A 13383-nucleotide genomic window follows, 5' to 3' on the forward strand; every position below is an offset into this window, starting at 1 on the left:
CCCAAAATCGCTCGATTGAGATATTCGAGCAGGGCGATAAAACTCAGCTTCATTGGCTCCATTTGTGCTTCTCTTTTTGAAGTCCTTCTATTCTCCTGCTCCCCCTATACCGTTGTCAAAATCTGAATTTGGAATTGCTGGATCGGGGATGAGGATTAGTTGGCAGTGCCAATCGCTGTGTGCTCACAGCGATCGTGCTAGATATCGACAGTTTTGTCGAATGCCAAGGGTTTTTGTACCTATTTCAACATGTAAGTACAGATATCTATCTCTATCTGTTGGCAGAGAGAATAACTCCGGTTGATTTTTTATAATCGAGTGCAAGTAGTAAAATAAATTTGCAGGAGCAGCACATGAGTGACCTAATTGTTGTCGGTTTCAAAGATGAGTTCAAAGCTGATGAAGTCATGAGTGAATTAAGAAGACTCCAATCAGAGTACTTAGTTGACTTAGAAGACGCTGCTGTGGTCATCCGCAACCAAGAAGGCAAAGTCAAAATCAAGCAAGCTCAAGAGCTAGTAGCCGCTGGTGCTGTCAGTGGCAGTTACTGGGGAGTATTGCTCAGTGTGATTTTCTTCAATCCGATTTTTGCTTTGGTTGGTGCTGCGGCTGGCGCACTCTCAGGGGCACTTACTGATATCGGCATTGATGACAATTTCATGCGCGATCTAGGCAGCACGATCGAACCTGGGACTTCAGCGATCTTTGTACTTGTACGCAAATCTACACCCGATCGTGTGTTGGCGGATCTAAGTAAATTTGAAGGTAAAGTATTGCGGACTTCATTATCAAAAGAAGATGAAGCCAAACTCCAAGCCGCTCTGAGCAAGGGTGAAACTGCAAACATGGCAGCGTAAGTCTGCGTGACAATTTCGCTCGATGCTGCAAACAACATCGAGCGAACGATCCTGACTGTGCCAGGGGCGATTGACGGTAGTGTCAATTGTAGTAGCGATCGCGAGGACTGTTGTTGGAGTTTGGTTGTGCTGTTTCGATCTGACGTTTGAGTGTCTATCCATGGAAAGAGGTATTAACTCAACAGCTAAATTAAATATCTATCTGTTGGGCGACCAATAATTAGGTTATTTTGAATATAAATAAGAGAGGCAATCTCGATAAGAGATTGCCTCTTAAATTATAAATATTTGGATTTAATTGGATCGAGATCGAAATCATCAGGATCGCGAAGAGCCGATGCGATCGATTGAGTAAACGATCTAGCTGAATTTAAGATTGACATTGTAACTGTCATTTTCCCTAGCTCATTCACCAATAATATCGCAATCATCCATGACACCATGAAAGAAACAAAAATGGAAGTACAGTCCATTATTGGTCAGGTAGTAAGTCCAGCTTCTCAAAACCGATCGGGGGAAGTTGTTCCTTCATTAGTAAATGCGGTTTTTATAAATATTGCACTCGTAGCTGTCTGTTTTGCGTTATTTATTCCAATTTATGCTTATATTTCCAAACAAAGACAGCATAAATTTAAAATTGGACAGCATCACAAGGTTGCTTGCCATCGCTGCCGATATTTTAGCAATAATCTCTATGTCCAATGTGCTCTGCACCCAACTAGTGTGATGACAGAGCAAGCCATTGACTGCAAAGATTATACCGCTAAGGCGCAGGCAAAGTAGGGGCGCGGTTGAGATATTTATGTTCACAATTCGGTAAAGCTGACGGGGCTGGCAATGCTTTCTCCTCTACCTAATGGTACTAATCAGATCGGTAGATCGGAAGATGACTGAGATCGGGAAGAATTATATATTTGAGGAGTTCATAAGTTATCAAAACACCCTCACGAGGATTGACGAAAATGGCTCTACACAAAATCAGAGACTTCTATCCAGACTATAAAACTCACTTTGGCGATCGTGATGTCAAAGGATTGGATTTATATGCTGCTAATGATAAGATTGGTTCAGTCGATGATGTTTTGGTTGATGATGAAGGACAGTTTCGCTACTTGATCGTCAATACTGGCGGCTGGATTCTGGGCAAGAAAGTATTATTGCCGATCGGTCGTGCTCGAATCAATAATACCGAGAAGCGCGTCTATGCCGATCGCCTCACCAAGGCTCAAGTGGAAGCCCTACCCGAATTTACTGAAGATCTGAATATCGACTACGAGCATGAAGAGCAGGTTCGCAGCGTCTATCGTGGGGCGACCCCATCTGCACAGGGCGTGGGCTATGCTGGAGCAGCCAGCGCGCCACCGACACCCAATACTCTACCGACGATCGGTGTCGAGCAGGGCTATGCCGGATACGATCGAGACAGCTATGCTTATGGACAAGAACCCGATCTCTATGCGCTCGACGAGCAAAATCACCCGAGCCTCAAGCTCTATGAAGAGCGACTAGTCGCAGGCAAAACTCGTCAAAAGAGTGGCGAGACAGTCATCAGCAAGCAGGTGGAGACTGAAACTGCTCAGGCTTCCGTAGCGATCGAGAAAGAGCGAGTGACGATCGAGCGGATACCAGTCAACTCGGGTACCGCAGTCACCCCTGGCGAGGCGAATTTCCAAGCAGGGGAAGTTGCACGCATGGAAATCTATGAAGAAGTACCAGAGTTTCACAAAGAGGCATTTGTCCGCGAAGAAGTGCGTGTCAGCAAAGTTGTCGATAAAGAGACTGCTACTGCTGAAGAAACACTCCGCCGTGAAGAGCTAGTTGTAGACAACCAAGGCAATCCAGTCGTCAAGAACAACCCCTAACCAGTCGCTGGTGACTAGCTAGATCTTGATGCTCAGAGTAAGTTTGGCATCAGATCGGTAGCATGTGCTCCCGTCGCGCATCAATTGCAGACATGTTCAGTCTAAACATGGCTGCAATTGATGCGATCGTGTCCGATGTCCGAGTCGAACCAATACGGTTCGGTTAACCTAATTTCTTAGATTGGATTAGTCCGCGCAGGCGGACATTACGCATCACTAGCGGCGACTTCAGTCGCTGACTAACAAAAAGCGTAGTGCGAGTCGAACTGGATAATAACATCTTTGCTAAAAAGAACATGATTTACGAACAATCTCCAGATCGCCAACCTCAGCCTCGCAATCTCGATCCGCTCTCGGAGCCGCCCATTCATTTGCAACAACAAGCTGCTGGTACGGAGATCCTCACCGACGAAGTGTTTTCACTCCTCGAAGAAAGACTGATCGTCAATCTCAACAAGCGTAAGAGCGGTGAGATCGTCGTTCGCAAAGAGATTGAAACCCAGACAATTCAGGTTGAACTACCTGTGCGCCGCGAAAAGTTGATCGTCGAACAAGTCAGTCCCGAATACAAGCTCCTCGCTCAAATCGATTTGGGGGCTGCATCGCTTGCCGATCTGGCGATCGCTGATGTGCCCAGCTCGCTCGGCAATGGCAACGCATCGACCCCCACTACATTAGTCAATCGCCGCTCCCAACCTACTGTTTCGGGTCAAATCGGTTCGCTGACGGCGGCTAGCAACCTCTTAAATGAGATTGCCGATTTACCTGCTGCTGATTGGGAAACCGTCCGCATTGAGATCGTCCTCAAAGATGCCAAACATCAAGATCGCTACCAAGCATTATTCGATCGCTATTGTCAGCCTTAGGTACTTCAAGTTAGGACATACCAGATCCCTGACGATCTGTTTTGACAGTAACTAGGCAAGTCAGCCCAGATCTACCTGCTTAGGTTAAAATCTAGATTGGCGAACAGTGATGGCGACAACCGAGCCGGATAACTGTCAACTGCGAACATCTGGCACGGCGATACTCATGAGCGATCTCGAACAACAACTAGCAACACTTCAAGCGACAGCACTAGCAGCGATCGCTCAAACTCCAACATTGGACGCATTAGAGCAGCTCCGAGTCAATTATTTCGGCAAAAAGGGTGAATTGTCCCAAATATTGGGCGGGATGGGCAAACTTTCAGCAGCGGAACGTCCAGCGATTGGGGCAGCAGCAAACGTGGTTAAGGATGTGATTCAGGCACAGCTCGATCGGACCAAAACCGATCTCCAAGCCGCGCAAATCCAGGCACAGCTTGCCGCTGAGACGCTCGATGTGACGATGCCTGGAGTGTATTATCCCCAGGGACGGATTCACCCGATCAATTCAACCATCGATCGGATGGTCGATATTTTTGTCGGCATGGGCTATACGGTTGCGACTGGGCCAGAGATGGAGACGGATTACTACAATTTTGAAGCTCTCAATACGCCGCCAGATCATCCCGCCCGTGACATGCAGGACACCTTCTATCTTCCCGATGGCAATCTCCTCCGCACGCATACTTCATCCGTGCAAATCCACTATCTGGAGGAAAACGAGCCGCCGTTGCGAATTATTTCACCTGGGCGTTGTTACCGCCGGGATACGGTCGATGCTACGCACTCCGCTGTTTTCCATCAGATCGAAATCCTCGCAGTCGCACCCGATCTCACTTTCACCGATCTCAAAGGTACCATCAAAGAATTCTTGACCCAGGCATTTGGGATGGAGCTACCGATTCGGTTTCGTGCTAGTTATTTTCCCTTCACTGAGCCTTCAGCCGAAGTCGATGTCCAATGGCAAGGTCGCTGGCTGGAAATTATGGGCTGTGGGATGGTCGATCCCAATGTCCTCACCAAAGTCGGTCACGATCCAGAAGTATATAGTGGCTTTGCGGCTGGGTTTGGGGTCGAACGGTTGGCAATGGTACTGCATCAAATCGATGATATCCGCAAGCTCTATGGGAGTGACTTGCGCTTTCTGCGCCAATTTTAGCCGAGCGACCTATTTATACTAATGGCTCAAACTAGGAGCCATTAGAAGGTAGGTAGGGATGATGACAACGCTATGAAGATGGGTACCGATGTTCGCGATAGAGAGACAGTCCAAATTTGCCCGCTGGCGTGGCTTGGGCGGTGAGAATGTCCGCCTGCATCTGGGTAGGTAGTGAGTCTAGCGGCGCGGGTTTAATTCGATGCTCCGGCGGCTGCAAGATCGGTGCGGCGAGTGCGGCAAAGGTAATATCGATCGCAGAAAATCGATCGCCTAATAAGTATTTGCGTCCATCGGCTAGCAATCGATTCACTCGATCGAATACAACCTTGACGGCATGAGCAGACTCGGCAGCGGATGTATCAGTAATATCGAAACTCGATCGGACGATCTTCCCGACTCTAGGAAAGATAATGGGAAATAGTAACTTTTCCCAAAATGGCACGCCCAGAGTCCAACGCGGATACAAGAATTTGGGCGTAAGAATATATGAATATCCCCACCGCCGCGTATGTATCCCCAAAGTGCCATTAAATAAGATTTCTAATTCGGTGCCGAGTAACTGTAATCGGGGGTCGCTCGGATATAACTTTTCGGGATACAGTCGATCCAAATATCTCAAAATATCGGTAGAATCTGTCGCTGCACCCGTATCGGTAATCAAGACAGGGACGCTCGTCCCCCCATATTTTTTGGTCGCATTGCGATGAAATGGGGGCATGTGCGCCAGCTCTTGAAAAGGGACTTGGAGGTATTCTAGTGCCCACCGAGCTTTCTCGCTGTAATGACTTACTGGGATGGTAATCAGTCGAAAGTTGGTTGGCATCAGATTTATCCTCCTAATAATTAACAAAGAACAGGGGTGAAAATCCCCCACCTTTTAGGTGGATTGTTTTTAGGGTCATTTCTAAATCCCCATCCTAAAAACTTCGCTGTCAACTGTCAACTGTCAACTGTCAACTTTTTAAACAGATCGATCGGGTAACGATCTCAATCCTGCGCCCGATCGACTGTAAAATTGGGTAGATATAATTCCAATAATCCAGGTGGGGGGAGGATTTCAATCCGCCGATTGGCAAGATCGACCAAGGGCACGATCTCTGTGACAAAGGGGATCATCGCCTCGGCTGTTTTGCCCTCGCTGTCGGCTACGCTGACTACGAGCACCTCATGTCCAGCCGTAAAGATATCGGTGACAATCCCGATCTCGACACCACCAATCTGATGAAACACAGGCAAACCCAGCAAATCTTGACTATGATACTCCCCCGTTGCCAATTTTGGGCGATCGGTATTGGGTAGTAACAACATCTGTCCTCGCAAATTCTCAGCTTGCGATCGATTATTTATCCCTGCTAGTTGCACTACATACAAGTTTCGCCCGGGAATTTCATACCCTTTAATCAGTTGAATCGATCGCGGCTCCACATCCTGAGTGCCCCACAACCACCGTTCGCCCGCTCGTTCAAATCGTTCGGGAAAATCCGAATTGGGATAAACTTTCACTTCGCCCTTAATCCCCTGTGCGCCGACGATCGAACCAATCTCCATCCAGCCAGCAGGTGGCTCTAGCGGAGCTTTCGCGATGGCAATTTCAGGCGTAGACTTAGAAGATGGATTTGTCATGAAACGGTCGTGAGGAGGAAGAGATCTTTATGGTAAACCAAAAGCAGGAGTTTAGAGCTTCCCGGGCGATCGGAAGGGGTATAAATGCCGTTCTCATCACGTCGCTGTCTCGATTCGCTGTCAACTGTCAACTGTCAACACCGAGCCAGTTGACAAACTGTCTATTTTGACTCCCGATCGCTATTTAGTCACTCTAAGATTGACATATCGACATCAACAGCTTGGCAGTCAAGCCAATATTTAGGAGTAAATAATATGCAGCAGATCGGCACTCAAAAAGATAGTAACGCGTGGATTTTTCAAACTTGGGCATCCTTCATGCTCTCGATCGGGATGACAACTACTGGTATTGTTTATCTACCTGTAGATTTGTGGGTCAAAGGTTTTATGGGTATGGGGTTGGGATTTTCAGTAGCTTCGACTTTTACTTTGGCAAAAACCCAACGCGATCTCCATGAATCTACCAAATTGACTTCAAAAATCGAAGAAGCTAAGGTCGAACAAATTCTCTCCCAACATGGTGTGCTCAAATAAGCCCAGGGATGAGGATGCGATCCGGTTGCAGGTAGGGGCAATGTCTTGTCTGGCTGTCTTGATTTGCTAAACCGGAGGCTGTGCCTCCGGATCGGGAGCCACTTCATAAATTGCCCTACCTGCGGCATCTTGGGCGCAACTGATGGCTCGATCGGCGACCATCCGAATATACAATAATGATATATGATATGAATCAAATCGGTATTGTGTTTTCGGTGGTAACTAGCAGCCCACCGACGATCGGGACGAGTGCTGCTGAGGTCGCGGTCGAGTATTTTCAGCCCAAATTACGGCGATCGATTATCAATTAATTTAAATGCGTCAATCCACACTTCATCAACTCAAAGTGTTTGAAACTGTTGCGAGATTAACTAGTATCACTCGTGCCGCCGAAGAGTTGTCATTGACACAGCCAACAGTTTCGATGCAGATCAAACAGCTCACCCAAAATATCGGCGTACCGCTATTTGAACAAATTGGTAAAAAGTTGTATCTCACGCAAGCGGGACAAGAATTATTAATTACTTGTCGGGATATTTTTGAACAATTGTCTCGCTTTGAGATGAAGATTACCGATTTACAAGGACTCAAGCAAGGAAAACTCAAGATTGCGACAATTACTACGACCAAATACTTTATGCCTCGGGCGATCGCGCCATTTTGTCAACTATATCCAGGTATAGATGTCGCCCTCGAAATCACCAATCATGAGCGCGTTTTGGAACGACTCAATGAAAATCTCGACGATCTATATATCATTAGTAAAATCCCCGACAGGTTGGATGTGACCCTACACCCATTTTTAGAAAATCCCCTAGTTGTCATCGCACCTAAACATCATCCCCTCGCCCAAGAACGTGATATTCCGATCGCCAGATTACACAACGAACAATTTATCATGCGCGAACGCGGGTCGGGTACTCGGGCAGCAGTCGAACAATTATTTGCCAAGCATGGCGTAGTGGTAAAAGTCAGGTTAGAATTGGGAGGAAATGAAGCAATCAAGCAAGCAATTGGTGTCGGTTTAGGGATTTCTGTCCTTTCTAAACACACTTTTACCCCAGAAGCAGCTATGTCAGGATTGACGATTTTGGACGTCCAACATTTTCCGATCGAGCGTCATTGGTATGCGATTTATCCAGCCGACAAACAACTTTCGATCTTGGCAAATACCTTCTTTACTTTTTTACAACAGGAAGCCCGAACGATCGCTGATAAAATGCACACTCAAATTGTTAATTAGCAGGTGGATGGTGGATAGTGAATGGTGAATATATTAATCCCACTCAATCAGCTCCCCGATCCTGGTGCGTTACGGCTGTCTTGATGCGCTGTCTTGACCCAAACACATGCGGAGGGAACCTCCGCATGTGTTTGGGTCGCTAAACCCTCGGGGAACCCGTAGACGTTGGCACAGCCTGCCGTAGGCATACGAAGCGAGGCGTGTCGTTGGCGTAAGCCTGCCGTAGGCACAGATGGAGCGCGCATCGCTGAGCCTAACACACCCTACCGCCCTCTGCTCCCTAAAGCCTTTTCTTCCCCTAAAGCCTAACACCTAAAACCTAAAGCCTAATCCCCGTGATAGACCAATTAGCAGCTAGTTTCGATCGAGTATTGGCTGATTTGAACCAAAGTCTCCAGACTGACGAACAGTTCACCTTACGGTTGCAGGGTGAAGTCAGTCAGTTTACACGTTTCAATCATGCCAAAGTGCGCCAGACAGGTATCGTCCAAGATAGTCGGCTCCAACTGAAACTGATTTCCCAACAGCGGAGCAGTTCGATCGAGTTTCCATTTACAGGCGACCTCGATCTCGATCTACCGCAAGCACACGCCGCGCTAGCCTCCCTCCGGTTAGAAGTGCCCCAACTACCGATCGATCCATATTTGGTACTACCGACGGGGACTGCAACCAGTCATGAGGTACACACAGGCGCATTGTTACCCAATGCAGATGTAGTCGGTAGCTTATTACCAGTGGTGAAAAACCTGGACTTTACAGGGTTGTATGCTGGTGGCACGATCGTCCGAGGATATGCCGATAGCTGCGGTCAAAAGCATTGGTTCGCCACTGAGTCTCATACTCTCGATTACTCGCTGTTTACGAGTACGGGGCAAGCTGTCAAAGGGACTCTCGCTGGTAGTCATTGGGATGAAGCTGCGTATCAAGCCAAGATAAGTGAGTCGAAGACGCAACTCACCCGATTGGAGCAGCCTTTGAAGACGATCGAGCGCGGCAAATATCGCACCTACTTGGCTCCAGCGGCTACTGCCGACCTGTTGGGCATGTTGTCCTGGGGGGGGATTAGTGAGGCAGCTTTGCAGCAAGGGCGGAGCTGTTTTGGGGCACTCCAGCGCGGCGAACAATCGCTCTCACCACAGTTAACGATCTCCGAAAATTTCCAGCGGGGGCTGGTACCGAGATTTAATGAACTTGGCGAGATTGCGCCAGCTCATCTGACTCTGATCGATCGCGGCAAGTTGGCAAATACCCTGGTCAATGCTCGTACCGCCAAGGAGTATCAAAAACCCGCCAATGGTGCCAATCGCGGCGAGTCCCTCCGCTCGGCAGAAATCAGCACGGGGGATCTCACACCCGAGCGGATTTTGGCAACTTTAGATACGGGATTATATTTATCCAATCTCCATTATCTCAATTGGAGCGATCGACCGACGGGTCGCATCACGGGGATGACTCGCTATGCCTGTTTCTGGGTCGAAGGCGGCGAGATCGTGGCACCGATCGCCAATTTGCGCTTTGATGAGAGTCTCTACCGTTGTTGGGGTGACAATCTGTTGGCATTGACAACTACGGTAGAATTTATTCCCGATGTCGATACCTATGGCAGTCGCCAGCTCGGCGGGAGCTGGACGCCAGGATTATTGATTGAAGATTTTACCTATACGCTTTGATATCTATTTGCTAGCGATCGAGATGTGCGATCGCGTCTCAATTACCAATTTTTTGGGCATAATAACTGATATCAGACTGATTTGTACCAAAATTCAAGGATTGAAGTTTGCCACTTTTGGCGAATCGCTCTCTTGTCTTTCGCTCAATCTGGAGAGAACCTCTGCGACGCGCAAGCTGCTGTCAATACTTCTGCGGACTTTAGTGCAAGCTATCAACTGTCAACTGTCAACTGTCAACTACCTTCATGTCCACACTCGAAGACCGATTCACAATTCATTTCTGGGGTGTGCGTGGGAGTATTGCTTGTCCTGGAGCCGCTACCGTTCGGTATGGTGGAAATACGCCCTGCGTGGAAATGTTAGTGGGTGGTTATCGGCTGATTTTTGATGCGGGAACGGGCATTCATGTATTGGGGCAGTCGTTGCTCAGTCATCTTCCCGTCAGCGGACATTTATTTTTCTCACATTCACATTGGGATCATATCCAGGGCTTTCCGTTCTTTTCGCCTGCATTTATGGAGGGAAATGAATTTGATATTTACGGCGGGGTAATTCCACATGGTGTGACGATCGAACACCGTCTTCACGATCAGATGAATCAACCCAATTTTCCCGTACCATTGCAAGTGATGGGTGCAAATTTACGGTTTCATAATCTTGACTACAATGATGAGGTGAAATTGGGGGATGTGACGATCGCCACAGGTGCCTTAAATCATCCTGGTGGAGCGATGGGCTATCGGGTGAGCTGGCAGGATTATGCCGTTGCATATATTACTGATACCGAACATTTTCCAGACAAGCTCGATCGCAATGTGTTGGCATTGGCAGAGCGCGCTGACGTGTTGATTTATGATGCTACTTATACCGATGAGGAGTATTATCATCCCCAGAGCAACAAGATTGGTTGGGGGCATTCAACTTGGCAAGAGGGTGTCAAAATTGCTGAGGCTGCACGAGTCAAAAAGCTGGTAATTTTTCATCACGATCCCAGTCATGACGATCGATTTATGGATGCGATCGAGTTACAATCGCAACAAACTTTTGCAGGATCGATCGTCGCGCGAGAGGGGATGGAAATATTGGTGGGCGAGCAGGTTTCGATCGCCACTCGATCTTCAGATCTTGGCTAATTAAACGATCCCATGTTGCTTGTTTTACTAACTAGATGCCAACAGATATAGCAATCCTAAATGATTCATGAGATAGATTCGAGCGAGCTATTATCTTTGGTGCGTTACGGCTGTCGCCTGACACACCATACAATATTCTTACAAATCAAATAGGACTGCTATATTATATGTTGGTATCTAGCAGTTTGCCCATTCTGCCAGCCGCTAAAAAGATTTCTCAGACTAACTTCAATCGATTGAATTGAGAGCGGTAGCTGGCGATCGAACTTGTGCTTATTTATGCGTCGATTTGAGACATGGCAGTAGCAAATCGATCGGCAATAAATGGCAATAAGTGGCGATTTTGACTGATGGCTGTCCCTTCGGTAAAGACGATCAGTAGGTAGGGCGATCGATCGCTCAGTTCGATATACGCTGCATCGTGGCGCACCTGGGATGTCCAACCCGCTTTGGACCAGATTTGACTCTCAGGCGGTAAACCTGCCCCTAGAAAGCCATATACCTGATTCTCATCGCCTGGATCGGGGATGGTTTGAGCCAAGTTGAGATCGCGGTGGAGGAGCTGCATCATTTGACTCGATCGATCGCCACTGACGGCGGCACCACCCACGATGCTGTGCATAATTCTAGCAACGGCATCGGTGGTAGCCATATTGCGATTTTCCCGCATTTCGCCGACAAATGTCCGTTCCCGTCCGTAGGGGCCTTCACTCCAAGTTTTTTGATTGATATTAATCGGCTCCAATTCTGCCCAGCCGAGGGATTGATAGTAGCGATTGATCAGGTTGCGTTGTGCTTGCCAAGTTGTGAATGGCCCTGTGGAGAGTTCGGGGCCGCTGGTGGTACCTGTGAGGATATCGACGACGAGGCTGGTAGCATCGTTGCTGGAGTCGATTATCATATCGCCAATAGCGCGATCGAGTTCGGCTGATGGTGTTGCCATGCCTTGCTCGAGCCATTCGTGGATTGCTAATAAGTAAAATAGTTTGGCGATACTAGCTGGATAGATCCGTTCGCCGCCACGATGGTTGAATCCTCTAACTGGATATTTCCACAGTTCTTCGGCGGTAATGGCTCCACCTGTATTGACGGGGATGGGTCGATCGTAAACGAGCCAAGTAAGGGCGATTTGGTCTGGTGTTAGGTCGGGAAATTCTGCCCAAGTATCTGTGAGAGCTTGCTCTGCGAGGGCTGTGAGCTGGGAATGGGACTGATAAAAGGGCATTAAATTAATTGATAGTTTGGTATGGATGTAGGTTGGGTAGAGCAGAGCGAAACCCAACAACCCAATCTAGAAATGCTGAAATCCTGACTGGCGATCGAGTTGAATGGGCGGCTCGTCGGTGAGATCGTCGATTAAGATGATATCTGGCGATCGCCCAATATTACCGATAATTGCGGCACCTCGACCGATGTTCTCGACCAATTCTAGCGCGCTCGATGCTGGCAGACACAATACTAGTTCAAAGTCTTCGCCACCATACAGAGCCGATGCTAGCGCGGTAGCTGGAAAGATTTGGGATAGTGATGGCGAGATCGGAATAGTCGATCGATCCAACCTCGCCCCCACCTTACTCGCTTGACAAATCTGGACGATCGCATCTGCCAATCCATCGCTACTATCCATTCCACTAATCGTCAACGCTCGACTCGTAGCCGATCTCAATCGATCGAGGATCGGCAATATATCCAGCCGAGGTTGCGGTCGTTGATGAGCAGTAATTAATGCTTGTTGGTGTCCCTGAAGATCTGCTTTTCCCAGCTCGGGATCGAGCAGTAATTGTAACCCCGCATGAGAGTCACCATGATAGCCTGTCACCACGATCGCCTCGCCAACTTGGGCAGTCGATCGCGCAATAACTCGATCCCTTCGCACCGCACCCAGAGCGGTAATCGCCACCGTCGCTACACTCGATCGCGTCAAATCGCCACCAATAATCCCCGTCTCGTATCGCTCCAAACAAGCCTGCATCCCCTGATACAACCCCTCCAGCCAGACGACAGGCAACGTCGGGGGCAAACTTAACCCCACAGTAATTCCCAGGGGTGTAGCACCCATTGCCGCTAGATCTGATAAATTGGCAGCAACCGATCTCCAACCCACATCAAATGCGGTGGTAGTGCGATCGCTAAAATGCACGCCATCCACCAGCACATCCGTGGTGATTATTAACTCATAACCTGCTGGTGGATGCACGATCGCGCCATCATCGCCGATCGTATTTGGCAGACAATAAGGCTGAATTAATTTCAATAATCCGCCTTCGCCCAGATCGCTAATCAGCATGTTTGGGAATTGTCCTCGATCGTCTTCTTTTTGTTCATAGTATCCCCTTCGCGTTCTTTGCGGTAGCCACTAACAACCTCACTCAAACACCCAAAACCTTAGCGCATCGCTGCGTTAAAAAATTCTCAATCGTCAATTAGGTACTCTAA

General features: G+C 48.2%; 14 protein-coding genes. 10 read left to right on the forward strand and 4 right to left on the reverse strand.

From position 1 onward, the window contains the following. Positions 1 to 353: 353 nt before the first annotated feature. The 5 genes from ACEW9I_RS14000 (at position 354) to pheS (ending at position 4744) form a co-directional block, all read left to right on the forward strand. The gene (locus tag ACEW9I_RS14000; protein WP_373540950.1) at positions 354 to 857 is read left to right on the forward strand and encodes a DUF1269 domain-containing protein; all 504 of its coding nucleotides are present in this window, start codon (positions 354 to 356) and stop codon (positions 855 to 857) included. Positions 858 to 1298: 441 nt separating this feature from the next. Then, a complete protein-coding gene (locus tag ACEW9I_RS14005; RefSeq protein ID WP_373540951.1) occupies positions 1299 to 1640 on the forward strand; it encodes a hypothetical protein in 342 nt (113 codons plus the stop codon). A gap of 179 nt (positions 1641 to 1819) precedes the next feature. After that, the gene (locus ACEW9I_RS14010) at positions 1820 to 2719 is read left to right on the forward strand and encodes a DUF2382 domain-containing protein (RefSeq protein WP_373540952.1); all 900 of its coding nucleotides are present in this window, start codon (positions 1820 to 1822) and stop codon (positions 2717 to 2719) included. 296 nt (positions 2720 to 3015) lie between these two features. Continuing rightward, complete coding sequence (locus tag ACEW9I_RS14015) at positions 3016 to 3585, forward strand: YsnF/AvaK domain-containing protein (RefSeq protein WP_373540953.1); 570 nt, start codon at positions 3016 to 3018, stop codon at positions 3583 to 3585. 166 nt (positions 3586 to 3751) lie between these two features. Next, on the forward strand, positions 3752 to 4744 hold the full coding sequence (gene pheS / locus ACEW9I_RS14020; RefSeq protein ID WP_373540978.1) for a phenylalanine--tRNA ligase subunit alpha: 993 nt from the start codon (positions 3752 to 3754) through the stop codon (positions 4742 to 4744). A gap of 70 nt (positions 4745 to 4814) precedes the next feature. Here pheS and ACEW9I_RS14025 read toward each other — a convergent pair whose 3' ends face one another. Together ACEW9I_RS14025 and rimM are read right to left on the reverse strand one after the other, a co-directional pair. Next, on the reverse strand, positions 4815 to 5567 hold the full coding sequence (locus ACEW9I_RS14025) for a glutathione S-transferase family protein (protein ID WP_373540954.1): 753 nt from the start codon (positions 5565 to 5567) through the stop codon (positions 4815 to 4817). A 164-nt stretch (positions 5568 to 5731) separates the two neighbouring features. Next, the gene (gene rimM / locus ACEW9I_RS14030; protein ID WP_373540955.1) at positions 5732 to 6367 is read right to left on the reverse strand and encodes a ribosome maturation factor RimM; all 636 of its coding nucleotides are present in this window, start codon (positions 6365 to 6367) and stop codon (positions 5732 to 5734) included. Between the two features lie 255 nt (positions 6368 to 6622). Here rimM and ACEW9I_RS14035 point away from each other — a divergent pair, with 255 nt between their 5' ends. The 5 genes from ACEW9I_RS14035 to ACEW9I_RS14055 all read left to right on the forward strand — a co-directional run bounded on the left by ACEW9I_RS14035 (position 6623) and on the right by ACEW9I_RS14055 (position 10947). Then, positions 6623 to 6901, forward strand: coding sequence for a YiaA/YiaB family inner membrane protein (locus ACEW9I_RS14035; protein ID WP_373540956.1), 279 nt, complete (start codon positions 6623 to 6625; stop codon positions 6899 to 6901). Between the two features lie 188 nt (positions 6902 to 7089). Continuing rightward, positions 7090 to 7212, forward strand: coding sequence for a hypothetical protein (locus ACEW9I_RS14040; RefSeq protein ID WP_373540957.1), 123 nt, complete (start codon positions 7090 to 7092; stop codon positions 7210 to 7212). A 5-nt stretch (positions 7213 to 7217) separates the two neighbouring features. Continuing rightward, entirely contained in the window at positions 7218 to 8144 is a 927-nt protein-coding gene (locus tag ACEW9I_RS14045) for a LysR substrate-binding domain-containing protein (RefSeq protein WP_373540958.1), read from the forward strand. 335 nt (positions 8145 to 8479) lie between these two features. Continuing rightward, positions 8480 to 9814, forward strand: a complete 1335-nt coding sequence (locus ACEW9I_RS14050) for a TldD/PmbA family protein (protein WP_373540959.1) — start codon at positions 8480 to 8482, stop codon at positions 9812 to 9814. Positions 9815 to 10059: 245 nt separating this feature from the next. Beyond that, the gene (locus tag ACEW9I_RS14055; RefSeq protein WP_373540960.1) at positions 10060 to 10947 is read left to right on the forward strand and encodes an MBL fold metallo-hydrolase; all 888 of its coding nucleotides are present in this window, start codon (positions 10060 to 10062) and stop codon (positions 10945 to 10947) included. Positions 10948 to 11224: 277 nt separating this feature from the next. Here ACEW9I_RS14055 and ACEW9I_RS14060 read toward each other — a convergent pair whose 3' ends face one another. Both ACEW9I_RS14060 and thiL read right to left on the reverse strand, forming a co-directional pair. Then, positions 11225 to 12172 (reverse strand): serine hydrolase, encoded by a 948-nt coding sequence (locus tag ACEW9I_RS14060; RefSeq protein ID WP_373540961.1) that lies wholly within the window; start codon positions 12170 to 12172, stop codon positions 11225 to 11227. A 66-nt stretch (positions 12173 to 12238) separates the two neighbouring features. Further along, on the reverse strand, positions 12239 to 13234 hold the full coding sequence (thiL, locus tag ACEW9I_RS14065) for a thiamine-phosphate kinase (protein WP_373540962.1): 996 nt from the start codon (positions 13232 to 13234) through the stop codon (positions 12239 to 12241). Between the last annotated feature and the right edge of the window lie 149 nt (positions 13235 to 13383).

Source organism: Chamaesiphon sp. (assembly GCF_041738855.1).
Lineage (GTDB): Bacteria > Cyanobacteriota > Cyanobacteriia > Cyanobacteriales > Chamaesiphonaceae > Chamaesiphon.

Excerpts from the sequence above, each read along its gene's own strand:
- ACEW9I_RS14035 (WP_373540956.1), top strand. The coding sequence starts at position 6,623 with ATGCAGCAGATCGGCACTCAAAAAGATAGTAACGCGTGGATTTTTCAA.
- pheS (WP_373540978.1), top strand. The coding sequence starts at position 3,752 with ATGAGCGATCTCGAACAACAACTAGCAACACTTCAAGCGACAGCACTA.
- ACEW9I_RS14025 (WP_373540954.1), bottom strand. The coding sequence starts at position 5,567 with ATGCCAACCAACTTTCGACTGATTACCATCCCAGTAAGTCATTACAGC.
- ACEW9I_RS14010 (WP_373540952.1), top strand. The coding sequence starts at position 1,820 with ATGGCTCTACACAAAATCAGAGACTTCTATCCAGACTATAAAACTCAC.
- ACEW9I_RS14055 (WP_373540960.1), top strand. The coding sequence starts at position 10,060 with ATGTCCACACTCGAAGACCGATTCACAATTCATTTCTGGGGTGTGCGT.
- ACEW9I_RS14000 (WP_373540950.1), top strand. The coding sequence starts at position 354 with ATGAGTGACCTAATTGTTGTCGGTTTCAAAGATGAGTTCAAAGCTGAT.
- ACEW9I_RS14005 (WP_373540951.1), top strand. The coding sequence starts at position 1,299 with ATGAAAGAAACAAAAATGGAAGTACAGTCCATTATTGGTCAGGTAGTA.
- ACEW9I_RS14040 (WP_373540957.1), top strand. The coding sequence starts at position 7,090 with ATGAATCAAATCGGTATTGTGTTTTCGGTGGTAACTAGCAGCCCACCG.
- ACEW9I_RS14060 (WP_373540961.1), bottom strand. The coding sequence starts at position 12,172 with ATGCCCTTTTATCAGTCCCATTCCCAGCTCACAGCCCTCGCAGAGCAA.
- ACEW9I_RS14045 (WP_373540958.1), top strand. The coding sequence starts at position 7,218 with ATGCGTCAATCCACACTTCATCAACTCAAAGTGTTTGAAACTGTTGCG.
- thiL (WP_373540962.1), bottom strand. The coding sequence starts at position 13,234 with ATGCTGATTAGCGATCTGGGCGAAGGCGGATTATTGAAATTAATTCAG.
- rimM (WP_373540955.1), bottom strand. The coding sequence starts at position 6,367 with ATGACAAATCCATCTTCTAAGTCTACGCCTGAAATTGCCATCGCGAAA.
- ACEW9I_RS14015 (WP_373540953.1), top strand. The coding sequence starts at position 3,016 with ATGATTTACGAACAATCTCCAGATCGCCAACCTCAGCCTCGCAATCTC.